This window comes from Streptomyces sp. CNQ329 (assembly GCF_000482585.1).
This window is the reverse complement of sequence record NZ_AXVU01000016.1, coordinates 14,676-39,371: the sequence shown is the minus strand read 5'-3', so window position 1 is coordinate 39,371 and position 24,696 is coordinate 14,676. Positions and strand designations below refer to the sequence as shown.

Annotated in this window: 21 protein-coding genes, 1 other RNA gene and 2 pseudogenes; 9 read left to right on the top strand and 15 right to left on the bottom strand. The window is 73.2% G+C overall.

The window, feature by feature from the left end; all coding sequences use genetic code 11:
* Positions 1-8: 8 nt before the first annotated feature.
* Positions 9-623, top strand: a complete 615-nt coding sequence (locus I003_RS0112935; RefSeq protein ID WP_027771921.1) for a hypothetical protein — start codon at positions 9-11, stop codon at positions 621-623.
* Here I003_RS0112935 and I003_RS36430 read toward each other — a convergent pair.
* From I003_RS36430 to I003_RS0112910, 6 genes and pseudogenes are all read right to left on the bottom strand, one after another.
* Positions 584-1,360, bottom strand: a complete 777-nt coding sequence (locus I003_RS36430; protein WP_078563976.1) for a hypothetical protein — start codon at positions 1,358-1,360, stop codon at positions 584-586. The two genes, I003_RS0112935 and I003_RS36430, sit on opposite strands and share 40 nt — an antisense overlap.
* A 35-nt stretch (positions 1,361-1,395) precedes the next feature.
* Complete coding sequence (locus tag I003_RS32085) at positions 1,396-2,805, bottom strand: putative T7SS-secreted protein (RefSeq protein ID WP_051368220.1); 1,410 nt, start codon at positions 2,803-2,805, stop codon at positions 1,396-1,398.
* A gap of 293 nt (positions 2,806-3,098) precedes the next feature.
* The gene (locus I003_RS0112920; protein WP_027771920.1) at positions 3,099-4,568 is read right to left on the bottom strand and encodes an ATPase; all 1,470 of its coding nucleotides are present in this window, start codon (positions 4,566-4,568) and stop codon (positions 3,099-3,101) included.
* Between the two features lie 451 nt (positions 4,569-5,019).
* Positions 5,020-5,420: RNase P RNA component class A (gene rnpB / locus I003_RS34225), an RNA gene on the bottom strand.
* Positions 5,421-5,602: 182 nt separating this feature from the next.
* Positions 5,603-6,319, bottom strand: a pseudogene (locus I003_RS32080) (DMT family transporter); the annotation flags it as partial.
* 120 nt (positions 6,320-6,439) lie between these two features.
* Entirely contained in the window at positions 6,440-7,270 is an 831-nt protein-coding gene (locus I003_RS0112910) for an AraC family transcriptional regulator (protein WP_027771919.1), read from the bottom strand.
* Positions 7,271-7,338: 68 nt separating this feature from the next.
* Between I003_RS0112910 and I003_RS0112905 the strand changes: the two genes are divergently transcribed.
* Positions 7,339-8,826, top strand: a complete 1,488-nt coding sequence (locus tag I003_RS0112905) for a pyridoxal-dependent decarboxylase (RefSeq protein WP_027771918.1) — start codon at positions 7,339-7,341, stop codon at positions 8,824-8,826.
* Positions 8,827-8,888: 62 nt separating this feature from the next.
* Positions 8,889-9,761: a MerR family transcriptional regulator gene (locus I003_RS0112900; RefSeq protein WP_027771917.1), complete on the top strand. Its 873-nt coding sequence runs from the start codon at positions 8,889-8,891 to the stop codon at positions 9,759-9,761.
* An 898-nt stretch (positions 9,762-10,659) separates the two neighbouring features.
* Here the strand turns inward: I003_RS0112900 and I003_RS0112895 are convergent.
* On the bottom strand, positions 10,660-12,441 hold the full coding sequence (locus I003_RS0112895) for an RNB domain-containing ribonuclease (RefSeq protein ID WP_027771916.1): 1,782 nt from the start codon (positions 12,439-12,441) through the stop codon (positions 10,660-10,662).
* 116 nt (positions 12,442-12,557) lie between these two features.
* The gene (locus I003_RS0112890) at positions 12,558-13,103 is read right to left on the bottom strand and encodes an MOSC domain-containing protein (protein ID WP_027771915.1); all 546 of its coding nucleotides are present in this window, start codon (positions 13,101-13,103) and stop codon (positions 12,558-12,560) included.
* 141 nt (positions 13,104-13,244) lie between these two features.
* Between I003_RS0112890 and leuE the strand changes: the two genes are divergently transcribed.
* A complete protein-coding gene (gene leuE / locus I003_RS0112885) occupies positions 13,245-13,931 on the top strand; it encodes a leucine efflux protein LeuE (RefSeq protein ID WP_027771914.1) in 687 nt (228 codons plus the stop codon).
* 144 nt (positions 13,932-14,075) lie between these two features.
* Here the strand turns inward: leuE and I003_RS0112880 are convergent, their stop codons facing one another.
* Positions 14,076-15,233 carry a beta-1,3-glucanase family protein gene (locus tag I003_RS0112880; RefSeq protein ID WP_027771913.1) on the bottom strand — a complete coding sequence of 386 codons (1,158 nt, stop codon included), beginning with the start codon at positions 15,231-15,233 and terminating at the stop codon, positions 14,076-14,078.
* On the bottom strand, positions 15,230-16,183 hold the full coding sequence (locus tag I003_RS0112875) for a glycoside hydrolase family 16 protein (protein ID WP_027771912.1): 954 nt from the start codon (positions 16,181-16,183) through the stop codon (positions 15,230-15,232). The genes I003_RS0112880 and I003_RS0112875 overlap by 4 nt, the downstream gene beginning before the upstream one ends.
* A 143-nt stretch (positions 16,184-16,326) precedes the next feature.
* On the opposite strand from I003_RS0112875, the gene I003_RS0112870 reads away from it, so the two are divergent.
* Positions 16,327-17,367: a LacI family DNA-binding transcriptional regulator gene (locus tag I003_RS0112870; RefSeq protein WP_027771911.1), complete on the top strand. Its 1,041-nt coding sequence runs from the start codon at positions 16,327-16,329 to the stop codon at positions 17,365-17,367.
* 13 nt (positions 17,368-17,380) lie between these two features.
* On the opposite strand, the gene I003_RS0112865 is transcribed toward I003_RS0112870, so the two are convergent.
* Positions 17,381-17,854: a DUF3574 domain-containing protein gene (locus I003_RS0112865; protein ID WP_027771910.1), complete on the bottom strand. Its 474-nt coding sequence runs from the start codon at positions 17,852-17,854 to the stop codon at positions 17,381-17,383.
* Positions 17,855-18,006: 152 nt separating this feature from the next.
* On the opposite strand from I003_RS0112865, the gene I003_RS0112860 reads away from it, so the two are divergent.
* The 3 genes from I003_RS0112860 to I003_RS0112850 all read left to right on the top strand — a co-directional run bounded on the left by I003_RS0112860 (position 18,007) and on the right by I003_RS0112850 (position 20,527).
* On the top strand, positions 18,007-19,179 hold the full coding sequence (locus I003_RS0112860) for a hypothetical protein (protein ID WP_027771909.1): 1,173 nt from the start codon (positions 18,007-18,009) through the stop codon (positions 19,177-19,179).
* A gap of 207 nt (positions 19,180-19,386) precedes the next feature.
* Positions 19,387-19,644 carry a hypothetical protein gene (locus tag I003_RS0112855; RefSeq protein WP_027771908.1) on the top strand — a complete coding sequence of 86 codons (258 nt, stop codon included), beginning with the start codon at positions 19,387-19,389 and terminating at the stop codon, positions 19,642-19,644.
* Positions 19,645-19,780: 136 nt separating this feature from the next.
* Positions 19,781-20,527: a DUF2382 domain-containing protein gene (locus I003_RS0112850; RefSeq protein WP_027771907.1), complete on the top strand. Its 747-nt coding sequence runs from the start codon at positions 19,781-19,783 to the stop codon at positions 20,525-20,527.
* Positions 20,528-20,618: 91 nt separating this feature from the next.
* On the opposite strand, the gene ku is transcribed toward I003_RS0112850, so the two are convergent.
* Positions 20,619-21,575 (bottom strand): non-homologous end joining protein Ku, encoded by a 957-nt coding sequence (gene ku / locus I003_RS0112845; RefSeq protein ID WP_027771906.1) that lies wholly within the window; start codon positions 21,573-21,575, stop codon positions 20,619-20,621.
* Positions 21,576-21,606: 31 nt separating this feature from the next.
* Between ku and ligD (I003_RS0112840) the strand changes: the two genes are divergently transcribed.
* Positions 21,607-22,530, top strand: a complete 924-nt coding sequence (ligD, locus tag I003_RS0112840; RefSeq protein WP_027771905.1) for a non-homologous end-joining DNA ligase — start codon at positions 21,607-21,609, stop codon at positions 22,528-22,530.
* Positions 22,531-22,795: 265 nt separating this feature from the next.
* Here the strand turns inward: ligD (I003_RS0112840) and ligD (I003_RS0112835) are convergent, their stop codons facing one another.
* The 3 genes and pseudogenes from ligD (I003_RS0112835) to I003_RS32075 all read right to left on the bottom strand — a co-directional run.
* Positions 22,796-23,800: a non-homologous end-joining DNA ligase gene (gene ligD, locus I003_RS0112835; RefSeq protein WP_027771904.1), complete on the bottom strand. Its 1,005-nt coding sequence runs from the start codon at positions 23,798-23,800 to the stop codon at positions 22,796-22,798.
* A 27-nt stretch (positions 23,801-23,827) separates the two neighbouring features.
* Positions 23,828-24,184, bottom strand: a complete 357-nt coding sequence (locus tag I003_RS0112830) for a group I truncated hemoglobin (RefSeq protein WP_027771903.1) — start codon at positions 24,182-24,184, stop codon at positions 23,828-23,830.
* A gap of 100 nt (positions 24,185-24,284) precedes the next feature.
* Positions 24,285-24,605: pseudogene (locus tag I003_RS32075) on the bottom strand (SHOCT domain-containing protein); the annotation flags it as partial.
* Positions 24,606-24,696: the final 91 nt, after the last annotated feature.

Below are 24,696 nucleotides of genomic sequence, written 5' to 3'. Positions count from 1 at the left end.
GTCATCGGATGCGACGATACCTGCGCACAATGCTGGAGGAGGGCGACGCGCTCGGGGAGTTCAGCACGCCGATCCCGTGGCCGTCGGTCTGGCTCTTCGCCAAGTTCGCCTACTGCGCGGAGCAGTTCGGCTACCGCTACGCCGGGCTCGCCACCGGCGTCCCCGCCGATCTGCGGCCACCGCTGCACACGTTCCGCCGTCTCCCCGATGCCGGCCGCCGTGCCGAGCGCACGGCCCGTGACTATCCGCGCGCGTTCCGGGGCGGCCGGCTGCCCGGCATGTACCCCTGGCCCGTACCGCTGATCGCCCGCGGGCCCGCGCGGCGTGAGGTGCGGCTGCTGCACGCGCGGATCAAGGCAGACTACTTCGGTGTGGTGGGCCGGGAGCCGGTGCGGGGGCTGGCTTTCAAGGTCTTCGCGGTCGTGATGGTGGCCGTTCTGGTGAGCGGGGGAGTCGGGGAGCCGCTGGTGTTCGTCGCCGCCGGCGGGCTCGCCGCGGCGCTGATCCTGCTGATCGTGTTCTCGAAGGCGTTCATGCGCAGGCGCCGCGCGTCGTACCTCCGGCTGCTGGCCCGCGAGGGGATTCAGTGGCCTCCTCCGGTATCGGCGGCGCCGGAGCGCTGAGCCGCCTCGTTCTCCTCGTCGTCCCGCTCTTGCACGCTGTCGAAGGAGAAGGTCCGGCCGATGGCGGAGAGCCGCTCGGTGTACGCCGTCAGCAGGTCGACGCAGGGCGTGGAGACCGTGATGTACACGACGTAGTCGTGAGGTGCCGGGATGATGAGCTGGAGGGCGGCGAGGGAAACGGTGTCGGGCACCATCGCCGGGCTGCCGGCCGGTGGTGCGTCACCGTTCTGCAGGGACGCGGCTATGTCCGCCGACCGGACCGCGCGCACTGACGCCGACATCACCCCGGGGCCGCAGGGCAGGTGCACGGCGAGCAGCGTGTCCTTCGCTCCTTGCCGGCCCTTCGCCCGCGGGAGGTCGATCTCGGTCAGGTCCCGTTCCCCGGCGAAGAGGGCCTGCTCCTTGGCCCGGTAGATGCCCTCCGCGGCCAGCAACCGGTCGCCGTGCCGGCTCGGGCGGGCGGAGACGGCCAGCAGGCCCTGGGAGAGCCGGTAGCCGTCGTCGGAATCCTCGATCCCCAGGCACACCGCCACGTCCACGAGGGTCTCCTCGGCCACGAGCACAGTGGGCAGGCTCCGCAGCATCTGCCGGGCGTACTCGGCCCGTTCCACCTCGTCCGCCCCGGGGAGCAGCTCGACGGCCGCCTCCTGCCAGGCATCGAGCCGGATCGGGTCCCGGACGTGTACGAACGCGCCGGGGAGCTCGTAGCGGAAGGCGTAGCGGACGTTCTCCGGCATGGGCCCTGACGGGGCCGGCTTGACCCGCACGGCTGTCACCCCCCTGCCCGGGGCGATATGCCGTTGTCGAAGGCGGTGCCGGCAGAAGCGAGGGGCTGGCTGAGATCCCGGTCGGGCTCCACGAAATCCCACACCTTCGGCGCCGTGCCGACCAGGGGGATGTCCCCCGTGTTCCAGTCTCCGTACCAGGGCGCCCCGTCCTCGAAGAAGTACCGGCCGTTGATGTTGGAACCACCGGACAGGCCGACGCCGCCCTGCGTCCACCTCAGATCCTTCAACCGCCCCGACGAGATCATCGACTCACCCTGGCGGATCATGCTGTTCCCCTTGCTGATCCAGCGGTACGACTGGCGCATCTCCCGAAACGCCTGCAGGGAGTTCTGCGCGCCGGTACGCAGCCCCTGGAGCCCATCCTTCACCTTCCACGGCTTGCGCATGAAGCTGGACGCCATGGCCTTGAAGCCGGCCGTGTTCTTCAGGGTCCTGGCCGCGTTGAGGCTGTCTGTTCCCAGGGTCCTGATGGCGGTGCCGGCGCTCTTGAGGTCCTTGCCCGCCTTCGCCAGCCGCATTCCCTTCACCGCACGGAGGCCCGCGAAGAGCCCGGCCGCGTCCCAGGCGAGAGTCTGCCACCCCACGTCCTCCGCGCCGCCGAGGAAGGCGGCCCCGTGGAAGAGCAGCGCACCGCCCGCCAGGGCGAGGCCGATCCAGCCGAGCCCGGGGACGCCGAGGAGAGCCAGGATGCCGACGATCATCGCGGCGTCGGCCAGGAAGTCCCCGATGGCCTTCCAGAATTCGGGGTCCGTGATCGAGGCGAAGGCGTTCTCCAGCATCTTGCCGAGATCGTTGATCCGCCGCTCGAACCAGTTGGGCTTCGGTGGCGCGTCGTCCGCCGCGTCCCGCAGTCTCCTGGCGGCGTACCGGGCTTCGGTGTTGAACTCGCCGTTCAGGGTGCGCGCACGGGTACGGATGGCGTCCAGCTCGCCCTGCGCATCGCTCAGCGCCCGCTTCTTACCCTTGCTGTCCCGCTCGTGCTCTTCCTTCTCCCGGTCGGACATGCCCTCGGTGTCGTCGGGCAGCCCGTCCACCGTCCCCTGTGCCGTGCTCACCCGCCCGGCGGCCTCCGCGGCTTCGCTTTCCAGGCGGCGGGCCGCGGCCTGAAAGCGGGACAGAGTCGTGTGCCACGACGAGAGCGCTCGGTGTGCCTCGTCGAGGGAATCCAGCGCCTTCTTCAGGTAGGGCGGTATCTCGGAGACGCTCTCACTGAACTTGTTGGCGGCCTTTCCCACCCAGATGCCGTCCGAGGCGCCGATCTTGTTGACCTCGGTGTGTGCGGAGTTGCCCTCACCGCTCACCCGGCCCACCAGCGACACCAGAGTCGACAGGTCCTGGAGATCACCCGGGGCCGGGTCGAAGCCCAGATGGGGGAAGTCCCTCTCGATACTCACATGCCCTCCCAGCAGTCACCGCCTGAACAGAGCTGTTGCCTCGGCGAACAGCACGCTGCCATCGCCGGTTCGGTTCCACGTCGGGGACGATTCTTGCAAGTGATGCTCGCTGTGGTGGCTGCGTTGCGTCCGGGTGCCGCTTCCCCTCTCAGCAAGCCAGGCCGGGCCACGGACCCGCGGCTGCACCAGACCCATGGTGGGGCGGGCGCCGGCATGAGCGCGGAGAGGTCCTGATCCGTTTCGGCGACGGCGTTGCACATCCCGTGCACAGGGTGACGAGATCCGAGCGTTGATCAGTCGCCGTGGTAGAGGCGTTGCGGCTCGATCAGTTGGAGGGTGGGGTCGCTTTCGGCGCGGAGGCGCAGGTCGTCGGTGAAGCCGGCGGCGCTGTAGCAGTGCAGTCTCGTGGCCTCGGTAGCGATGCCGCGCGCCATGAGCAGGGAGCGGATGCGCTGGAGGCGGTCCAGATGTCTCTGTCCCATGACGTCGTTCCACTTGACTTCACCGATGGCCAAAAGCCCCTCGACGCCGTTGCCGGTCTCGCCGTGGACGGCGACGTCGACCTCGTGGCTCGTCTTCGCGGCGGGGTCGTTGACGGTGCCGCTCGCCACTCTGGTGGCCACCCCGTTGAGGGTTTCGGCCGAGGCGTGCCAACGGGCCCACTCGCGGCAGACCTGCTCGAAGTGCGGGCCGACGACTCTGCTGCGGAACGTGGCCTGGGCGCGGCGCCACACCGCACCGGCGCGCCCGGGGCGCTCCAGGTCACCCCAGGCAGGACGCATGACTGCGTGGTAGAAGGCGATGAGGGGTTCGGCGATGCGGTAGGCGGAGCGGTTACGGCGGAAGGCGTCAGCCTCGTGCGTGATCATGCCGACGTCCTGAAGGACGCTGAGCGGGTGGGCGAGATCGGTGGACTTACGGCCGAGGTAGTCGGCGATGCCGCCGCGGGCGGTGTTTCCGGCGGCGATGGCGGCCAGGACCGAGTGGTAGAGGGCGGTGTCGTGGAGTTCCGGCTCTTCGGCGAGCAGATAGCGGGCTTCCCGGAAGAGCGGGCGGGCAGGATTGAGCACTGCGCGGACGACCCAGGCGTCGAAGTCGTCGGGGCCGACGGGGGCGTCGCCTTGGGTGAACTCGCGGCGATAGGCGGGAGTGCCGCCGACGATGGCGTGGGTGAGCAGCGCGGTGCGCGGGTCGGCGATCTCCCAGAACTCGGCGGCGAGACGGAAGTCCAGAGTGGGGACGACAAGCTCCAGGCCGGCACGGCCGCGCAACGGGGCGTTTCCGGCGAGGAGCTGTCCCATGAAGGACAGCGCGGAACCGCACAGCAGGAGCCGCACGGGAGTATTGATGCGCTGGGCCGTCGGATCGAGGGCACGCTGGATGATCGACGGGAGAGCCGGGGACGCCTTCGCGACGAAGGGAAACTCATCGATGACCGCCGTGACGGGGCTGCCCCCGTCCGCGAGACGCATGAGCTCGGTGACAGCTTCCCCCCAGTCGGCGAAACGGAAAGGCGTTGGCTGATCGCGGTAGTGAGCGAGAGCCTCGCCGAACTGACGCAAGGCGTCGGCTTCCGTGGTCTCCGTAGCGGTGAACATGAACCCGCCGGTCGCGCGGACAAGGGCGTCGAGCAGGAAGGTCTTGCCCTGGCGGCGCCGTCCGGAGACCACGCCGAGGGCGGCCCGGAATCCTGGCAGGGCTGCGAAGCGAGCCAGTTCCGACCACTCGAAGTCGCGGTCGAACATCTCGGCGGGTTTGTCCATGGAGGCACGCATCCCTCGGGAAGTATAATTGCGCCTATTATAACTGCAACTCTTACAAGGTGCGCTCCCGGCCGTACAGACCACTGTGCAACCGGGGACGAGGCGAGGTCGGAGCGAAGACGAACGAGACCGCGCACTGCCGGCGCCTGCGGATGTCCGTCCATGGGCCCGGCCATGAGGTGGGGCGGGCGGGGCCGCGCCCGGGAGGACGCTGAGGCTCAACCCGGCGTGGCTGAGGGCCCAGTTCGGGCTCGGGAGTAGGCCCGTGGCGATTCTCAGCGCTGTCCAGCTACCCTCCGGCCTCACCGCTGCCCCGACACCAGGATCGCGTTACACGTCCCTTGCGCGAACGCGCGGGAGCTTCCGGGAAACCGCAGGTGGAGACGTGACGCATCGTGGTGTGGAAAACGGCCCTGACCCCGGGCAAAAGCCCAGGTCAGGGCCGTGAGGGCGGACGAGTCGGCCTGTACGCCGGGTTCTGTCTCCCGCGGGCCTTGCGGTCCGCGGGGAGGCGGTCATCCATCTGGGACCGGTGTTGCCACCGGCCTCGTGCGGTCTACCCGCGGACTCGGGCGGGCCGCCCTCGGTCGTCCGCGCAGGGCCGCTTGCGCGGCCCCTCTTGACCTTGCTCCGGGTGGGGTTTACCTAGCCGCCCGGGTCACCCCGGGCGCTGGTGGTCTCTTACACCGCCGTTTCACCCTTACCGGGAGCCGTGGCTCCCGGCGGTCTGTTTTCTGTGGCACTGTCCCGCGGGTCACCCCGGGTGGGCGTTACCCACCACCCTGCCCTGTGGAGCCCGGACGTTCCTCGGCGGTCCCTGGAGGGGACCGACGCGACCGCCCGGCCGGCTCGTCCGCCGTGGAGCCCATGGTAGTCGCAGCGAAGGGCTCCGCGCCGCCGCCCGGGTCCTGGTCGGGATCCGGGGCCGGATCCCGGTCGGGAGCCGGGACGGTGGTGGCGGTGGCGGTGGCGGTGGCCAGGAAGGAGCCGGCCAGGATGAGGACGAAGGCGGCGGCGATGGAGGCCGTCAGGGGTTCGCCGAGGAAGGCGACGCCCGCGGCGACCGCGACCGCGGGGTTGATGTACGTGAAGACCACCGCGCGCGTCGGGCCCACCTCGCGGATCAGCTCCAGGAAGACCACGAACGCCAGCGCCGTGCACAGCACCCCCAGGCCCACGAGCGACGCGAGTACCTTCCCCGACGGGGTCGTCTCCGGCCAGGAGGCGATGCCGGCGGGGGCGTAGACGATCGCGGCCAGCAGCAGGCAGGGCGCGATGAGCTGCAGCGTCGGTACGTCCTTCAGGCGGCGGGCGATGATCAGCGGGGCGGTGGCGTAGCCGAGGGCGGTGAGCATGACCTCCGTGATCGCCCACGCCGAGCCGCCGCTCAGCTCCGGTGCCGCCAGCACCGCGACGCCCGCGAGGCCCAGCCCGAGGCCCAGCCAGCGGCGGCGGCCCAGGCGCTCCTCGTCGCCGAGGAGGCGGGCGAGGATCACGCCGATCGTGGGTACCGCGGCGATCAGCAGGCCGGCCATGGCGCTGGACAGCTTCCGCTCGGCGTCGGTCAGGGTCCACCAGGGGCCGATGATCTCGATGCAGGCGAACGCCAGCATCGGCGCCCAGTGCGTCCGCACGGTACGGAACAGCCCCCCGCCGCGCAGCGCGAGCGGCAGCAGGACGAGCGCGCCCAGCGCGCACCGTACGAAGACGACCCCCGACGGCGACACCGCGTCCACCGCCACCTTGATCATCAGATACGGGACTCCCCAGATGACGCCCATGAGGAGGAAGAGAACCCAGCCGCGTGCAGTCATACCGGCCAGCGTCCGCGCCCCGGCGGCCCGTTGTCTTGAATGCCGTTGCGGCCGGGCCTACGTCCGTACGCTCCGGCGGTACGCCGCCGGAGTCGCCCCCAGCACCCGCCGGAACCACCGCGTCAGATGCGCCTGGTCCGCGAACCCCACGAGCCCCGCCACCTCCGCCGGCCGGTGCCCCGCCTCCAGCAGCCCCCGCGCCCGCTCCACGCGGTACTGCGCCAGCCAGGCGTACGGGGGCATGCCCATGGTGTCCCGGAACGCGCGCAGCACCTGGTAGCGGGAGAGCCCCAGGTCGCAGCCGATCGCCGCGAGCGACGGCGGGTCCGTCAGCTCGTCCGCCAGCCGGTCCCGTACCGCGCGGGCGACGCCGCCCCCCAGCGCCGCGATGGCCTGAGGGCGGGCGGCCCCGTGGCGGCGGGCCAGCGCGGCGAGCAGCCACGGCAGCCGTGATTCCGCCTCAAGCGGCTCCGCGCCGCGATCGACCGCCGCGTGTGCGGCGCGCAGCGCGCCGGCCAGGCCCGGGTCGTCGATGACGGGCTCGGCGAAGTGGGCGTCGGTGCAGGCGCCGTCGGTGAGCAGCGCCATGGAGGGGTAGAACGCGCGGTACCCGTAGCCCTCGTCGCCCAGCGGGCCGCCGGTGTGGGCCTCGCCGGGGGCGAGGACGACGATGCTGCCGGGACGGGCGCGGATCCGGTCGCCGCGGTAGTCGATGACCTCGGCGCCGTGCGTGCACACGCCGACGGCGAACTCGTGGTGGGCGTGCGGCGCGTAGCGGTGGGCGGTGAAGCAGGCCGTCATCAGGTAGAGGGACTGGCCCGCGCCGAGCGGCGTCCGCGTCCAGCGGGCGTACTCCTCGGCGCCCCTCGTGCCCCCCTTGCCGCTCATGCGTCGCATTGTGCTCGATGTCCTCGGGCTCTTGCCAGCGGGATTCCTGGGGTGCCTAGCATGCGCAGATGTCGCAGCGAGATCTGTCCCCGGAAGAATTCCGCGAGCTCGGCCACGCCTACGTCGACTGGATCGCCGACTACCGCGCCCGCGTCGGCGACCTGCCGGTGCTCCCCGGCGTCGAGCCCGGCTGGGTACGCGACCGGCTGCCGGCGACGCTGCCGGAGGAGGGCGAGCCGCTGACGGCGGTCCTGGCGGACATGGACCGGGTCGTGGTGCCCGCCACCACGCACTGGCAGCACCCCGGCTTCTTCGCGTACTTCCCCGCCAACGCCTCCCTCGCCTCGCTCCTCGGCGACATGCTCTCCACCGGCCTCGGCTCCCAGGGCATGCTCTGGTCGACGTCCCCGGCCTGCACGGAGCTGGAGCAGCACCTGCTCGACCAGCTCGCCGGCGCCATGGGGCTGCCGGCCGCTTTCACCTTCGCCGGCGGTGGCGGCGGCGTCATCCAGGACTCCGCGTCCTCGTCGTCGCTGGTGGCGCTGCTCGCCGCGCTGCACCGGACCTCCGGGGGCGCGTGGCGGACGGCGGGCCGGGACGGGCGCGAGGTGCTCTACGTCTCGGCGCACACGCACTCCTCGCTGGAGAAGGCGGCGATCGCCGCCGGGCTGGGCGCGGACGCCGTACGGATCGTGGCGGCGGGAGGGGCCGGCCAGGCGATGTCGCCGGAGGCGCTGGCCGCCGCCGTACGCGAGGACGTGGCCGCCGGGCGCCGCCCCGTGATGGTCTGCGCGACGATCGGCACCACCAGCACCGGCGCCGTCGACCCGGTGCGCGCGATCGCCGCGGTCTGTGCCGAGTACGGCGTGTGGCTGCACGTCGACGCCGCGTGGGCCGGCGCCGCCGCGCTCTGCCCCGAGCACCGTGCGCTCTTCGACGGCGCCGGGCTGGCCGATTCGTACAGCACCGACGGGCACAAGTGGCTGCTCACCGCCTTCGACTGCAACCTCTTCTGGACCCGCGACACCGCCACCCTCACCGGCGCACTGACCGTGCTGCCGGAGTATCTGCGCAACGCCGCCAGCGAGTCCGGCGCGGTCGTCGACTACCGCGACTGGCACCTGCCGCTCGGCCGCCGCTTCCGCGCCCTGAAGCTGTGGACGGTGCTGCGCCGCTTCGGCCTCGAAGGTGTACGGGACCACGTGCGCCGGCACGTCGGGCTGGCCGCGGAGCTGGAGTCGTGGGCGGTGGCCGACCCGCGGTTCGCGCTGGGGGTGCCGCGCAGCCTGGCGCTGGTGTGCCTGTACGTCGCCACCGGCCGCGGCACCGACGCCGACAACGCCGCGACGAAGGCGGCGCTGGAGCGGGTCAACGCGGGCGGACGGTCGTACGTCACGCACACCGTGGTCGACGGCCGCTACCTGCTGCGGGTCGCGATCGGCGGGCTGGAGACCGGGGAGCGGCACGTACGGGCCCTCTGGGACGACCTGTGCGCCGCGGCCGACACCGCAGGTCCCGCGGCAGGCGCCGCGGAGGCGGGGGAGCGCGCCGGCTGATCCGCCGCCTCCCCGGGGACGTCGCTTGACCTTGTCGCGACGTCAACGTTTCTACTGAGGCCATGCGAATCGGAGAGCTCGCCGCGCTCGCCGGGGTCACCACCCGCACGGTGCGGCATTACCACCGCATCGGGCTGCTGCCCGAGCCCGCCCGCCGCGCCAACGGCTACCGCGTCTACACCCTGCGCGACGCCGTCGAGCTGGCCCGGGTCCGCCGCCTGACCGAGCTGGGCCTCAGCCTCGACGAGGTGCGCGACGTGCTCGCCGACGACGCGGGCAGGGAGCTGCACGAGATCCTCGCCGAGCTGGACGCCGACCTCGCCCGGCAGGAGGCCGCCATCCGGCAGCGCCGCGTCCGCCTGGCCGAGCTGCTGCGGCACGCGGAGAGCGGCGGGCTGACGTCCGAGGGGCCGGTGTCGCCGGAGCTGGCGGCGGTGTTCGCCGACATGTCCCGCGCCTCCGCCCGGCTCGGCGTCCCGGAGCCGGCGAGCGCGGCGAAGGAGCGGGAGCTGCTCGCGCTGCTGGACACCACCGCGGACGACGCGCACCGGCGGTGGCTCGACGGGCTGCTGCACGCCCTCAGCTCCGACCCGGAGGCGATGACGCGCGCGTACGGCATCTACGCCCGGCTCGACGAGCTGGCCGACGCCGAGGCCGGCGACCCGCGCGTCGAGGAACTGGCGCGCGACGTGGTCGCCGCCCTGCCGGACCGGGCGCGGGAGATGGTCACCGCAGGGCCGGACGCGGCAGCCGGTGCCGGGGCCGGGGACGAGAGCGGGGAAGCCTTCGCGGAGATGTTCTTCGCGGACTTCCCCCCGGCGCAGGCCGCGGTCATGCGCCGGGCGATGGCCCTGCTCGGAGAGCGGTCGGGCGGGGCCGGCGAGACGGGCGGGGCCGGGCACGCGGACCGGCGGCGCGGGGAGAGTGCGTCGTGAACGCGCTGCGCCGTACGGTCCGCTGTGCCCTGGCCTCGCTCGTGCCCGGCGAGCTGGTGCTCGTGCTCTGTCTCGCCTCGGGCGTCCGCATCCCGGATCCCGTGCTGCTCGCCGTCGAGGCGGCCGTCCTGCTGGTCACCGCGGCCCTGGTCACGCTGCTTGCCGCCGACTACCGCCGGCATCGCGGCGCCGGCCTCGCGCCCCGCGCCGCGGGCCTGGAGGCCGTACGGGACGGCGTCCCGGCCGCCGTCCGCAAGCTGACCGTGCACGAGGTGAAGCTCTTCACCGCCACCCTGCGCTGGCTGGCCCGGCGGCCGAAGCACGGCGTCGGCCCCGGCGACACGCCCGTCCCGTACGCCTCCGGGCAGTCGTTCACGTTCTACGGCTTCCTCTTCGTCTCGGTCATCGAGACCGTGGCGCTCGCCCTCGTCATCCCCTGGCCGATGGTGCACGCCGTCGTTCTGGTCCTCGATGTGTGGGGCCTCTACTTCATCCTCGCGCTCCAGGCGGCCTGCGTGGTCCGGCCGCACGTCGTCGGCGCGGACGGCTCGCTGCGCGTGCGCTACGGGGTGCTGCTGGACATCCCCGTACCGGCCGGACTGATCGCGAACGCCCGGCTGGAGCGCCGCTTCCCCGACGCAGGCGGGCTGCTGCGGCTGGACGCGGACGGCACGGCGGACCTCGCCGTCGGCGGGCAGACGACGGTGACCGTCGAGCTGACGGAGCCGGTGTCCTTCGTCCGGCCGCTGGGCAAGCGGGCCGAGGCGCGGGTGCTGCGGTTCTACGCGGACGACCCGCGGCCGGTGGTCGACGCCCTGCGCCGGGCGTGCGCGGCGCGCGAAGGGGAGCGGGAGCGGGCGGGGGAGCGGGGGGACTCCGGCGGTGCGCCGCTGCCCGCTCAGAGTTCCGGCGCGAAGAGCACCGGGGACACCCCGGGCTCCGCCGCCGTCACCCGCACCCGCACCCGGCGGCCGAGCGGCAGCGGCTCGCCGGGGGCGGGCCAGCCGCCGACGGTGGGCTCCGCGCCGGCGGGCTCGGTGGAGTCGGCGGGCTCGGCGCCGAGAGCCAGCTCCGCGCCGAAAGCCAGCTCCGCCTCCAGGGTGGGCTCCGCGGAGAGAGCGGGTTCCGCTCCGGCGGCGGGCTCGGCGCCGGCAGCGGGCGGTGCGACTGCGGCGGGCGCGTCACCTTCCGGGCCCTGCCCGCCCGCAGCCGACTCCCCGCCATCCGCGGCCCTCCCACCGTCCGCGCCCTCCGCGTCCCCCGCGTCTCCCGCGCCTTCCGCGCCCTCCCCGGCCGCCGGCGGCGCCGGCGCGCCCGCGGGGTCCTCCGACACCACGTGGCCGAGGACGGCCGGCTCGTAGAGCTGGACCGTGCCCCGCGTCGGCCGGTGCGCGTCGACCTCCACCACGTGCCCGTCGAAGACCTCCCCGATCCGGCCGCTCATGAGCGCCGCCCCGACCAGGTCCACACACTGCCGCTCCAGCCGCTCCGCCCGCGCCGCGCCCCCGGCCATCAGCTCCGGGAGGCCGCCCAGCGCCTCGCGCACCCACTCCGGCGCCGCCTCGCCGGCCGACGCCGCCACGCACAGCTCCCCGGCGTACCGGTCGGCCAGCCGCCGCAGCGGTGCCGTGCAGTGCGCGTACTCGTCGCCCACCGCGGCGTGCGTCACGTCCTGCCGCGCCGGCGACCGGCCGTCGAAGACGGTGTACCCGGCGCCGCCCAGCAGCGACGTGCACTCCTGGAGGAACGCCGCGTGATTGGCCATCTGCGGGTTGAGGGAGCGGATCAGCTCGGGGTAGTCGAGACCCTCGGGCCAGTCGACGTCCAGCGCGCGGGCCACCCGGTGCAGACGGGTCAGCGCGCGGCGCCGGGCGGGCGGCAGCGTACGCAGGATGCCGGTGCCGGAGGAGAGCATCAGCTCGGCGGCGGCCATCCCGGTGAGCAGGGACACCTGCGCGATCCAGCCGTGGGCCGGCAGCGCGGCGCGGTACTCCAGCGTGTAGCCCCCGTCCCGCCGCAGCAGCTCCTGCTCCGGTACGCCGAGCGAGATCCCGCCGCGCTCGCGCTCCATCTCCTCGCGCAGCAGCCCGATGTCGCGCAGCAGCGCCACCGGCTCCTCCGCCGTGCCCTCGTCGATGGTCTGCTGTACGCCGCCGTAGTCGAGCCGCGCCCGGCTGCGTACCAGCGCACGGGTGACGGTGGCCTCGGCGATCTGCCCGCTGGAGTCCAGGTCGATCTCCCACAGCAGCGCGGGGGCCGGCTGGTCGGGCAGGAGGCTCGCGGCGCCCTCGGAGAGCTGTGCGGGGTGCAGGGGCACGTGGGTGTCGGGGAAGTAGAGCGTCGTCACGCGGCGGCGCGCCTCGTCGTCGAGGGCCCCTCCGGGGGTCACGAACGCGGCGACGTCGGCGACGGCGTAGCGGATGCGGTACCCGCCGCCTCCCCGGCGCGCGACGTGGAGGGCCTGGTCCAGATCGCGGGAGTCGGCCGGGTCGACGGTGTAGAGCGGGATGTCGGTCGCGTCCCGCTCGGGCAGCCGGGGCGCCTTCGCGGCGCGGTCGGCCTCGGCGAGCACCTCGGGCGGGAAGGCGGCGGGTACGTCCTCCGCGGCGCGCAGCCGGCGCAGGGCGGCGCGGAGCGGGGCGTCCTCGGCGTCGGCGGTGTGCAGGATGCGTTGGGGCACGCATAGCAGCCTAATTCGGGCAGCCATCCCGGGCGCGCCGCCGCGGCCGGACTGTCGCCCCCTCGTCCCGCGAGTGACCGCTCCGCCACCGGCCGGCCGGTGACGTGACCGGCGTGTCAGACCCTCTGCAGCGGGCGGTGCGGGGCATCCGGCAGCACGACGGCGACCGGGTCCCCGGGACGTACCACTCCGCCCGTCAGCACCACGCTCATCACGCCCGCCTTGCGCACCACGCGCCCCGCCGCGTCCCGGCCCGTGACCTGCTTCAGCAGCCCGTTCTGGAAGTCGTCGATCTGGTGGCAGGGGTTGCGCAGCCCGGTGACCTCGACGACCGCCTCGGCGCCGAGGTGCAGCAGCGTGCCGGTGGGCAGGCCGAGCAGGTCGAGGCCGCGGGTGGTGATGTTCTCGCCCAGCTCCCCGGGGCGTACCGGAAAGCCCGCCGCGGCGACCTCGGCGAACAGTTCCTCGTGGATCAGGTGTACCTGGCGCAGGTTCGGCTGGGAGGGGTCGCGGGCGACCCGGGAGCGGTGCTTGACCGTGACACCGGCATGCACGTCTCCCTCCACCCCGAGGCCGGCGAGCAGGGTGATCGACTCGCGGACCGGCTTGTGGAAGGTGTACTCGCCGCTGCGGCAGACCGCCGTGACTCTTCCCTCGTCCATGCCCTACGGGCCCCCTCCGCCGTTGACCGGTGATCCGCCACGAGCCTAACCGGACGGTGCAGAGGGCCGCTCCTGTCCGGCATGCGGGACCGCGGCTTATCCGTTCGTACGAACGGGCGGGCGCATGGCAGCCTGACCCGCATGCTTGGAGTCACCGATCTGTCGACGTACCTCGCCGGACTGGCCCTGATCATCCTGCTCCCGGGGCCCAACTCCCTCTACGTCGTCTCTGTCGCCGCCCGCCGCGGCGCCCGGGCGGGCTACCGCGCGGCCGGCGGCGTGATGTGCGGCGACATGGTGCTCATGGTGCTCTCCGCGGGCGGCGTGGCCTCGCTGCTGGAGGCCAGCCCGACGGCGTTCGCCGTCGTCAAGTTCGCGGGCGCCGGCTATCTGACCTGGCTGGCGGTCGGGATGCTGCGCGGGGCGTGGCGGATGTGGCGCGAGCGCGGGGCGCGGTCCGCCGTCCGGGCGGAGGGCGGCCCGGCGCCGGCGGAAACGGCGCGGGCGGAACCGGTGCGCGAGGAGATGGAGCGCCCGTACCGGCGGGCGTTCGTCGTCAGCCTGCTCAACCCGAAGGCGATCCTCTTCTTCGTCTCCTTCTTCGTGCAGTTCATCGATCCGGCGTACGCGCATCCGGAGCTGACGTTCCTCGTGCTGGCGGCCTGGGCGCAGGTGTTCAGCATCACGTACCTGACCGCCCTGATCTTCAGCGGCACGCACCTCGCGGCGCTCTTCCGCCGCCGGCGGCGGCTGACGGCCGGGATGTCGGCCGCGGCGGGCACGGCCTTCCTCGGCTTCGCCGCCAAGCTGTCGGTGAGCAGCGCGTAACCTCGCGGAGGCGGGGCGCGCCGCCGCGCCGCCGGCCGTGGGCTGCCCGGCCCTGACCACCGGACAGCCCCCGGCCCGCCGCGGTTTCCGCGGCCCCGCGGGAACCGGCGGGCTCCCGCTGCCCCCCGCCGGCTCCCGTGGGCGTCAGAAGGGCGTCAGCGTCAGCGTGAGCTGCTGCGGCGCCCGGTCCTCGATGTACGACGCGAAGCCGGAGACGTCGTCGAAGGCGAACCCGTACGCCCGCCCGTCCTGCGAGACCTCGTGCATCACCCGCGCGTAGTGGTTGGTGAGGTCGGTGCCGTAGAAGGCGGACGCGTCGGTCACCGGCTGGTCGGCGTGGTCGCGCAGCGTGGTGCGGTTGAGAGCGGCGCCGAGGATGGCGGCGACCGGTCCGGTGGTGCCGTCGTTCGGGGCGGCGAGCTTGCCGTCGCAGAACAGCACGTCGCGGGTGGGCGGCCGGTCGAAGGCCACGTCGGCGGGGCCGGTGAAGGACAGCCGGTCGCCGGCGACGCGTCCGGTGAAGGTACCGGCGTTCGTGGTGACCTTCAGATCCTTGCCCGCGTACGCCGACCACACCTCGTCCACGTACCCGTCGAGATAGGCGCCGTCGAACAGCCCGCCGTCCAGGCCGTGCCCGGGGGCGATGACCCGGAGCCCGTCCGCGTCCACCAGCCGGTCGAAGCCCTCGGTGCCCGCCAGGGTGTCGAACACCTGCGTGCGGGCGCCGTCCTTGAGCGTCCCGGTGGTCTGGTCGGCCTCGCCCGTCAGGTGGATGGACATCGGGACGCTGAACATGTCGACCATCGTGGTGTTGCAGAACATGCCGGCGTCGTTGAGCGTGAACTCCATGCAGTCGTGCACCACCGGGTAGTTGGGGTCGGTGGCCACCCAGCCGGCGGGGTAGGCGAGCGCCGCGTTGCCGGCGCCGTCCGTGACCGCCTTCATCTTCAGCTTGCCGCCGAGGGCGACGTAGAGGCGACCGGACATGTTCGGCAGCGTCAGGGACGTGTCGCCGCTGCCGGCGAAGGGGATCGCGTAGTCGGTGTAGCCGTCGGCGCCGTTGTCGTCGAGCGATATGGGCGCGAGGGTGCCGTCCGGCGTGAGACGGACCTGCCGGCCGCCCTCGTTGCCGACGACGTAGATGCTGATGGAGGAGTTCTCGTACGCGCCGGTCTTGTTGACGACGGTCACGTCGAGGGCCGCGGCGGCGCCGCCCGCCCGCGCCGCGGAGAGCACCAGAGGTGTCCCCGCGGCGGCGGACGCGACGGCCAGACCACCCAGCAGCCTGCGTCGCGAGATCATTCGGCGGTACCTCCGGACTGTTCGACGGACACGTAGTCGACGACCATCGGCACGCCGGGCCGGGTGGCGTCGGTGGGGGTGGCGTGGCCGGCGACGCCGTCGGGGAAGGCACCGCCCATGGCGACGTTGAGGAGGAGGAAGTGGCCGTGGTGGGCGAGGTTCGCCCAGGTCTCGGCGCCTACCTGGTCCGCGTTGACGGAGTGGTACTGCTGGCCGTCCACGTACCAGCGCAGTTCCTCGACGGAGCCGGTGCGGTCCAGTTCCAGGGCGTACTCGTGGAAGCCGGACTGGCACGTGCCGCCCGGGCAGGCACGGGAGGCGCCGAGGCCGTCGTTCTCGTTGCACGGGCCGCCGGGCGCGGTGCCGCAGTGCAGGACGCCCCAGACGCTGTCGATGCCGTTGACGTTCTCCATGATGTCGAACTCGCCGATGCCCGGCCAGTTCCAGTAGTTGCCGCGGTAGGCGTCGCCCAGGGTCCAGAACGCGGGCCAGTAGCCGAGGGCTTCGTCACCCGTGATGTTCGGCATCTGGATACGGGCCTCGATGCGCATCAGACCTCCGGCGGGGGCCTGGAAGTCGGTGCGCTGGGTCTCGATCCGCGCCGATGTCCAGCCGCCGGAGCCGTTGCGGCGGGGGGTGATGGTGAGGTTGCCGTTGCCGTCCTTCTGGAGGTTGTCCGGGCTGTCGGTGTACGTCTGGATCTCGCCGGTGCCCCAGTTGGCGGGGCCGCCGGGGTAGGACGTGCCGGTGTCGGTGATCCAGTTCGCGGCGTCCGGCGGGGAGCCGGCGGCGCCGTCGAAGTCGTCGCGGAAGACCTCGGCGAGAGGCGCCGGATCGTCGCCGCCGTCCTCGCCGGCCGTCGCGGAGGGCAGGGTCAGGGCGCTGATCGCGGCCAGGGCGGCGACCGCGCAGAGCAGGATCCTGCGCCACCGTAGTCGTGTTGCGTGCATGTCTGGCAGCTCCTCGGAGTGTGGGGGGATGAGGAGTTCTCCCCTGGGGATGCGCGTGTTTGAGAGCGCTCTCAGGTTGTGTTGAGGCACACTGCCGAGTGAGCGGGCTACTGTCAAGGCCCATCGAGCGAAGAGGAGTTGACGTGTCCGGGAACCGCCCCACGCTGGAGGCCGTGGCCGCCCGTGCCGGAGTGTCGCGGGCCACGGTGTCGCGCGTGGTCAACGGCGGCACGGGGGTCCGCGAGCCGCTGCGCGAGCGGGTGCACCGCGCCGTGGCCGAACTGGGCTACGTACCGAATCAGGCCGCGCGCACGCTCGTCACCCGGCGCACGGGCGCGGTCGCCGTCGTCATCGCGGAGCCCGAGAGCCGGGTCTTCGCCGACCCGTTCTTCGCCCGGCAGTTGCGGGGGATCAGCGGGACGCTGGCCGCCGCGGACACGCAGTTGGTGCTGCTGTACGTCGCGGACCGGGAGGACTATCCGCGCATCGGCCGGTTCCTGGCAGGCGGGCACGTCGACGGCGCGCTGATGTTCTCGCTGCACCGCGACGACCCGCTGCCGGGCATGGCCGCGGAGGCGGGCCTGCCGGTCGTCTACGGCGGCCGGCCGGGCTGGCCGGGGGCCGCGGCGGAGCAGGGGCTGCTGTACGTGGACACGGACAACCGGGCGGGGGCGGAGCTGGCGGTCCGTCACCTGCTGGACCGGGGGAGGCGGCGGATCGGGCACATCGCGGGGCCCCTGGACCAGACCTCCGCGGTGGACCGGCTGGCGGGGTACAGGGCGGCGGTGGGTGCGCACGGGGGTCCGTACGATGCCGGGGACGGGCCCGGACTCGTCGCGGAGGGGGACTTCACCCCGGCCGGCGGCGAGCGCGCGATGGCCGAACTGCTGGCCCGCGCGCCGGACCTCGACGCCGTGTTCGCCGGCTCCGACCTCATGGCCACCGGCGCCCTGCGCACCCTGCGCGCGCACGGCCGCCGCGTCCCGGCGGACGTCGCGGTCGTCGGCTACGACGATCTGGATCCGGCCACCTGGACCGAGCCGCCGCTGACGACCGTCCACCAGGACGTCGAGGGGATGGGCCGCCTGATGGCCCGGCTGCTGCTGCGCAGCCTGGGCGGGGGTCAGGAGCGCCAGGAACCGGTGGTGACGGTGCCGCGGCTGGTGGTCAGGGAGTCCGGCTGACGGGGGATTCCGTTCAGAAGCCGGCGCGGGCGGGTTCGTCGATCCGGGCCACCGACTCCTGCGCGAACCGCGCGGTGTAGGCGTCGCGGATCTCCTCGATCCGGGCGTCGTGCCGCCGCGCCCCGGCCTGCGGGTAGAGCAGGCAGACTTCGTACGAGCGCTCCCGCTCGATCGTGCCGTGCCGGTCGCGGTACTGGCCCCGTACCTCGTCCACCGTCAGCCCCGCCGGGAAGCGCGGCGTGACGACCTCGTCGACGCACGCGTGGAACTGCCGGTCCGTGACGTCAGGGCCGCCGTCGGGCCGCACCGTGCCGAACATCAGATGCGTCTGCACGTACGGGTCGAGGCCCGCGGCCTGCGACAGCGCGGCCGGCTGTGCGGCGTCGCCGTCCGCGAGGGCGGCGGGGGCGGCGGCCGCGGCGGCGCCGGCGAGCGCCGCGGCGAGGACGAGGGCGGCGAGCCGCAGGCGCGGCTTCGTCGGGTTCACGTTCACGACCGGGGCAACGAGCACCCGGACCGAAAGTTGCGCGGCCGGGCCGGGGGCGGTTTGTTCGCCGGTTGTTCGGCTTCCCCTCACCGGCCGGTGACCACGCCGTCGCAGAATCGGGGACCTCCTCCGGAACCACGAAAGGCCCTTCCATGCGGGAAGAGCAAGGCGCCGCGCCCACACCGCCGGGCACGCGGCTGCTCCACATCGGCCCCCACAAGACCGGCACCACCGCCCTCCAGGCCGCCTTCCACCACGCCCGCCCCGCCCTGCGGGAGCACGGCGTCGTCTACGCCGGGCGGGGCCGCCAGGCGAAGGACCCGGCCGTCGCGATCGCCAGGGAGGACCCGACGGCGGCCGAGCGGGAGCCGTGGGAGGCGTTCTGCGCCGAGGCGGCGGAGGCGGGCGACATGCGGTTCTTCGCGAGCAGCGAGTTCTTCGCGACGGCGTCCGCCGGCGCCGCACGGCAGGCGGTGAAGGAGCTGGCGGGCGGTCGCCCCGTGCACGTCGTCGTGACGCTGCGCCCGCTGCAGAAGATCATGCCGTCCCACTGGCAGCAGTACGTCAAGCACGGGCTCTGCGAGTCGTACGAGACCTGGCTCGACGGCATGCTGCGCAGGGCCCCGTACGCCGAGCCGACCCCGGACTTCTGGCATCTGCAGCGGCACGACGAGCTGATCGGGAGGTGGGCGGCGGCCGCGGGGCCGGAGAACCTGACGGCCGTGGTGGTGGACGAGGCCAGGCCGCTGTGGCAGTTCCGCGTCTTCGAGCAGTTGCTCGACCTGCCGGAGAGGGTGCTCGAACCGCAGCAGAGCGGCGGCAACACGTCGCTGACGCAGAGCGAGGCGGAGCTGCTGCTCCAGCTCAACCGCAAGCTCCGGGACCGCAACTGGAGCGCGTGGCGGCAGGGCAAGGTGATCCGCGAGGGCGTGGTCCCGCGGCTGCAGTCGCTGGAGCCGGCACCGGACGAACCGCGGATCACGACCCCGCCGTGGGCGGAGGCGGAGATCGCGGAGGTCGCGGAGCGCGTGGTCGCGGGGGTCGCGGCGTCGGGAGTCCGGGTGATCGGCGACCTGGCCGCCCTCGCGCGCCGGCCGCGCACGGCGGCGGAACCGGTGGTGGCGAAGGAGATCCCCACGGAGGCGGCGACGGAGGCGGTGCTGGGCGGGATACTGGCGTCCGCCGCCCTGGCGGCGAAGGCCGCCCCGCCGCCCCCGGCGCCGGAGGCGACGGGAGCCGTGGAGGACAGGCCGGTGCGGAACGTACCGGTCAGGGACCTGGTCCGGGTGGTTGCCCGCCGCGCGGTGCGCCGCATGCGGGGGTGACGGGCGGGGCGCCGCGCGTACGGGGCCCGCCGCCGGTTCCGCTGTGCGATGCCGCACGGACCGGCCCGGGGACCGCCCGGCCCCCGGGGCCGGCGTGTCCTGCGTTCGACACGCCCGTTCGCCCGCGTTTTCATGGAACTGTCGGGCTTCCCCCGATCCGTTCCCCCGGGGGAGGCGTATCCCCTGTTTCCGGGGCGGGAGGCATCCGTGCACACCACCGGCAAGCGTCCGACCGGCGGCTCCGGCCGCGACGGCGGTACGGGGCGCGAGGGTCACGGGCGTCCCGACGGCGACGAGCGCCGGGGTGAGTCCGCGCCCCCCGAGGCCCCTCGGGACGCGTACGACGACGAACAGGAACAGGCCATCGATCCCGACCCGCAGCTTCGCGAGGTCGGCCGCGCCAGGTTGCGCAAACGTCCGGGGCGGCGCGCCGGGGACGACCAGGGCGATGACGCGCGGCGCTGAGCCGCGTGCGAGCCGCTGATTACTCCCTCCGGTCGACACCTGAACGGCGGAGGCGTTACATGGTGGTATGTCGGTTTCGTCGACCGAGTCGGCGGGCCGCTTCTATCCCTGCACGCACCATCCAGCGGGAGGAACAGTGCAGACCCACAGGAACACAGCCAGTGGCGGCAAGAGCAAGGCCGCGAACGCCGCGGGGGTAGGGCGCGAGACCGACGCCGCCGCCGCGGCGGGCGGCGGCGACACGGGCGAGCAGATGGGCCAGTCCGGTCAGCAGCCTGAAAGCGCGCCGCAGGGCAACGCGCCGCAGGGCGATGCGGCGGAGGCCCAGCGCGTCGTCGCGTACCGCGAGCGGCTGCAGGTCGAGCCGGTCGAGCGGCGGCAGCCGATGGGCGAGGCCGAGGTCTCGGTCCGGGTGCGGGAGACCCCGCAGCGGTTCGAGGTCACCCGCGGCCACGACGAGTGCATCGTCCGGCGCAGCGACGTGGACGGCAAGGAGAGCAATCTGGTCCCCGGCGAGCACCACGAGTTCGTGGAGCGCAGCGTGAGGGTGCCGCTCTACGGCGAGGACGCCGAGGTCGTCGTCCACAAGGTGTCCGAGCCCTACGCCGTCGCCGACATCGGCACCCGGCGGATCGAGGACACCCAGACGTTCGAGACCGTCCTCAAGTCCGAGGAGATCGTCGAGAACATCCCGGCCGGCTCCAGCTCGTCGATGACCGTCCGCGAGGTGCAGGAAGGCTACGACCTGGGCGAAGGCGCCCGCCGCGAGCAGCGCGAGGAGAGCAGCGGCTCTCCCGGCCACGCCGCCGCGCCCGAGAGTGCCGACACCCCCGGCGCCGCCGAGGACATGGGGCGCGGCAAGCGGCGCGGCCGCTGGTTCTGACCGCCTTCCCGCCCTGCCTCCAGCGCGGGGGTCCGCCGAGGGGCGGGCCCCCGCCCTGTGCCGGCTCCGGGGTCCGGGGCCCCTGCTCCCCTCAGGCGGCCTTGCCCGGCTTCTTCGCCGTCTTCTTGCCCGCCGTTTTCTTCGCCGCGGCGGTCTTCTTCTTGCCCGCGGTCTTCTTCGCCGCCGGTGCCTTCTTCTCCGTCGTCGCCTTCTTCTTCGCGGCCGTCTTCTTCGCCGGTGCCTTCTTCTCGGGCCGGGCCGTGCCGCCGCGCTTGTCCCGCGCCGCCTGGACGCTCGCCTCCAGCGCCGACATCAGGTCGATGACCTGGCCCTTCTCCTCGCCCGCCGCCTCCTTCGGCAGCGGTGCAAGGCCCTCCTTGCTCGCGACGAGTGCTTCGACCGCTTCGCGGTACTCGTCCGTGAACTCGTCCGGGTCATAGCCGCCCAGCGCGTCCATGAGGGAGTCGACCATGTCCAGTTCCTGCCGGCGCACCGTCACCTTCTCGTCCGGGGCCACCGACTGTGCCGAACGCACCTCGTCGGGCCAGAGCATGGTGTGCAGGACGAGGACGTCCTCCTCCTCCAGCACCCGCACCAGCGCCGGCGCCTCGCGGTTGCGGAGCGCGACCTTGACCACCGCCACCCGCCCCGAGCGCTTCAGCGCCTCGCGGAGCAGGACGTACGGCTTGGCCGCCGCGGCGTCCGCGGCCTTGACGTAGTACGCGCGGGAGAACTGGATGGGGTCGAAGTAGCCGGCCTCCTCGAAGCCCACCACGTCGATGATCTTCTTGCTCGGCAGGGGGAGCTGGGCGAGATCCTCGGGGGTGAGCACGACGAGCTCGCCGTCCGCCGTCTCGTACGCCCTGGTGATCTCCGCGTACTGGACCTCGCGGTCCTCCAGCTCGCAGAACCGCCGGTAGCGGATCCGGCCGCCGTCCTCCGCATGGACCTGGCGGAAGGACACCCCGTGCTCCTCGGTGGCGGAGTAGAGCTGGACCGGAATGCTGACCAGCCCGAAGGAGATCGCGCCCTTCCATATAGATTTCATCCATATGTCCTCTCTCCCGGAGGTTCAGCATATGACGGTCACCGAGGTCGAAGGGCGCCGCCTGAAGCTCAGCAACCTCGACAAGGTGCTGTGGCCCGAGCACGGCTTCACCAAGGGCGAGGCGCTGCACTACTACGCCCAAGTCGCCGACGTCCTGCTGCCGCACGTACGCGATCGGGCCGCGTCCTTCCTGCGCTTCCCGGACGGCGTGGAGGGGCAGCGGTTCTTCGCCAAGAACGCCCCCGCCGGCACCCCTGAATGGGTGAGGGTCGTCGATGTCGAGCTGACCCGGAGCACCGTGCACCACGTCCTGGTCCAGGACCTGCCGACCCTGCTCTGGGCGGCGAACCTCGCCGCGCTGGAGCTGCACGTGCCGCAGTGGCGGGCGCAGGACCCCGGCGGGAAGAAGGAGAGGCGGGTCCGGGCCGGCGAACGGCTCGCCGACCGGATCGTCTTCGACCTCGACCCCGGCCCGCCCGCCACCGTCGTCGAGTGCTGCCGCGCCGCGCTGTTCGTGCGCGAGGAACTGCGCGCGGACGGGCTCGACGCCTGGCCCAAGACCTCCGGCTCCAAGGGGCTGCACCTGTACGTGCCCCTCGCCCCCGCCTCCGCGGAGGACACCAGCGCGTACGCGAAGTCCCTGGCGCGGAGGCTGGAGCAGGAGCATCCGGAGCTGATCCTGCACCAGATGGCCCGGAAACTGCGTCCGCGGAAGGTCTTCGTCGACTGGAGCCAGAACTCCCGGGCGAAGACCACCGTCGCCCCCTACGTGCTGCGCGCCAAGGCCAGGCCGACCGTGTCCACCCCGCTGACCTGGGACGAGGTGGAGAGCTGCACCGACCCCGACGAGCTGGTCTTCCTCCCCGGCGACGTGGTGGAGCGCATCGACGCGCACGGCGATCTCCTGCGGTCGCTGCTCGACACGCACTTCGACCTGCCGGATATGACCGATTAGTCCATTCGTGGGACAGTGGAAGGGAGCGGCGCGGTCATGGTCACGCACCACCGCGACCGTGCCGGGGCGAGGCGAAGCAGGACGACTCCGCGGGCCCGAACGGCGCGGTGCGCGCCGCAACCGCGGAGAGCGAACGATCCCGCCGCCGGATGGCGGGCCTTCCGCCCGGCCGTCCGCCGGCGCTGCGCGCGCGCCCCGGCGGTGTGCCCGGCGCGCTCGGGGCGCCGGGCACACCGGGCGTCGTGCGGTACGGGGCGGACGTCCGCTACGCCTCCGGCCTCCTGGCCTCCTCCGGCGACTTGTCCGGGCGCAGCCCCCGCCACACCGGGTGCCGCAGCACGCCCGTCTCCGTCCACTCGCCGTACGCCACCTCCCCCACCAGCTCCGGCTCCGCCCAGTGCACCGCCCTCGCCGCCCGCACGTGCCGGTCCGCGACCGGGCCCGCGAAGGGGCTCGTCTCCCGCGCCAGCGGCGCCAGCCTCTCCCGCAGCACCTCCAGCGTGTGCCGGGAGAAGCCGCTGCCCACCGTGCCCGCGTAGGCCAGGTCCCCGTCCTGCGTCCACACGCCCATCAGCAGCGCGCCGATCGCGTCCGACCTGCTGCCCGCGCCCTCCGTCCAGCCGCCGACCACGACCTCCTGGGTGCGGACGTTTTTGATCTTCAGCCAGAGTCCGCTGCGCCGGCCCGGCAGGTACGGCGACGACAGCCGCTTGGCGAGCAGCCCTTCCAGCCCGTACCGCCTGGTCATCTCCCACGCCTCGGTGCCGTGCCCCTCCCAGTGCGGGGGAGTGCGCCAGCGCGGTCCTTCCAGGTGCAGGCCGGTGAGCAGCGCGCGGCGTTCGCGGTACGGCAGGCGCAGGGTCGATTCGCCGTCGAGGTGGAGCACGTCGAACACCATGTAGTCGACCGGCACCTCCGCGGCGAGGCGCGCGATGACGGCGCCGCGGGTGAGGTTCATGCGGCGCTGCAGCGCACCGAAGGAGGGGCGGCCGTCGGAGCCGAGCGCGACGATCTCGCCGTCGAGCACGCAGGCGTGCCCGGCGGCGGCGACGGCCGCGCCGAGCGGGGCCAGCTCGGGGTAGCGGGCGGTGACGTCGTTGTCGTTGCGCGTCAGCAGCGTCAGCGCGCCGTCGCCCGGGGCGTACGCGACGGCGCGGATGCCGTCCCACTTCAGCTCGTACGCCCACGAGGGGTCCGCGGCGGCCGTCGGCAGGCTGCCGGAGACCGCCAGCATGGGCGCGACGTGCGGCAGCCCGCCGAGGTCGGTCATGCGGGCAGAGTAAGTTCCGGGCGCGCGCTACGCCTCCTGGACGATCTCCCCGCGCAAGGGCTCCAGGGACTCCCCGATGGTCTTCACCGTGTCGTCCGGTACGCCCAGGCCGATGAGGGTGGCCGCCAGGTGGCCGACGACCCGCTCGAAGTGGGCCGTCGTGATGCCGAGCCCCTCGTGGGCCTTCCGCATGCCGCGGCCGTTGTAGCCGCCGGGACCGCCGAGGGCGGCGCCGATGAAGGCGCGCTGGTGGCGCTTGAGGCGCTGGACGTCGATGCCGTCGAAGAACGGCTTCAACTCCGGGTCGTCGAGCACTCGGTCGTAGAAGTTGTCCACGGCGGTCGAGACCGCCGCCTCCCCGCCGATCGAGTCGTAAATAGTCATGGGGCCCGATTATTGGGGCCAGTGGGGCTGGAGTGAAGAGCGTTGAAGGTTTAATTCCGGCCCAAGTTTTCGCCAACGGGGGACCGGGAGCCGCGCGTGGTCAGCGGTTACCGCCCATGCGCTGCAGAATCGCCCGCTTTGCGGCTGCGAATTCCTCGTCCGTCAGCACCCCGGCGGCGTGCAACTCGCCCAGCTCGCCCGGCCGGCGCAGCACCGCGTCGTGGTCGTCGCCCGGGACCGCGGACCCGGAAGCCGCGCCCACCGCCTCCGGCTCCTCCTCCGGCTCCTTGCGGAACTTCACCGGGACCGCGCCCGCCGGCTCAGCCCGGGGCGGCTGCGGCGCCGCGGGTTCGTGTCCGGGGCCGCCGGGCACGGCGTCCGCCGGCGCGTAGGGGTGCGGCAGCGGCACGGTGACCTCGCCGACCAACTGCCGCAGTTGGTGCACCTCTCGGTCGCGGCCGGGGATGATCCGTATGATCTCGCCGTCGAACTCCCCGGCCCCGTCCTTCGCG

Coding starts and splice junctions, on each gene's coding strand:
- I003_RS0112935 (WP_027771921.1), top strand. CDS start 9: ATGCGACGATACCTGCGCACAATGCTGGAGGAGGGCGACGCGCTCGGG.
- I003_RS0112900 (WP_027771917.1), top strand. CDS start 8,889: ATGCGAATCGGAGAGCTCGCCGCGCTCGCCGGGGTCACCACCCGCACG.
- I003_RS0112830 (WP_027771903.1), bottom strand. CDS start 24,184: ATGACTATTTACGACTCGATCGGCGGGGAGGCGGCGGTCTCGACCGCC.
- I003_RS36430 (WP_078563976.1), bottom strand. CDS start 1,360: ATGCCGGAGAACGTCCGCTACGCCTTCCGCTACGAGCTCCCCGGCGCG.
- I003_RS0112890 (WP_027771915.1), bottom strand. CDS start 13,103: ATGGACGAGGGAAGAGTCACGGCGGTCTGCCGCAGCGGCGAGTACACC.
- I003_RS0112860 (WP_027771909.1), top strand. CDS start 18,007: ATGCGGGAAGAGCAAGGCGCCGCGCCCACACCGCCGGGCACGCGGCTG.
- I003_RS0112920 (WP_027771920.1), bottom strand. CDS start 4,568: ATGGACAAACCCGCCGAGATGTTCGACCGCGACTTCGAGTGGTCGGAA.
- I003_RS0112910 (WP_027771919.1), bottom strand. CDS start 7,270: ATGAGCGGCAAGGGGGGCACGAGGGGCGCCGAGGAGTACGCCCGCTGG.
- ku (WP_027771906.1), bottom strand. CDS start 21,575: ATGAAATCTATATGGAAGGGCGCGATCTCCTTCGGGCTGGTCAGCATT.
- I003_RS0112905 (WP_027771918.1), top strand. CDS start 7,339: ATGTCGCAGCGAGATCTGTCCCCGGAAGAATTCCGCGAGCTCGGCCAC.
- I003_RS0112875 (WP_027771912.1), bottom strand. CDS start 16,183: ATGCACGCAACACGACTACGGTGGCGCAGGATCCTGCTCTGCGCGGTC.
- ligD (WP_027771904.1), bottom strand. CDS start 23,800: ATGACCGACCTCGGCGGGCTGCCGCACGTCGCGCCCATGCTGGCGGTC.
- ligD (WP_027771905.1), top strand. CDS start 21,607: ATGACGGTCACCGAGGTCGAAGGGCGCCGCCTGAAGCTCAGCAACCTC.
- leuE (WP_027771914.1), top strand. CDS start 13,245: ATGCTTGGAGTCACCGATCTGTCGACGTACCTCGCCGGACTGGCCCTG.
- I003_RS0112880 (WP_027771913.1), bottom strand. CDS start 15,233: ATGATCTCGCGACGCAGGCTGCTGGGTGGTCTGGCCGTCGCGTCCGCC.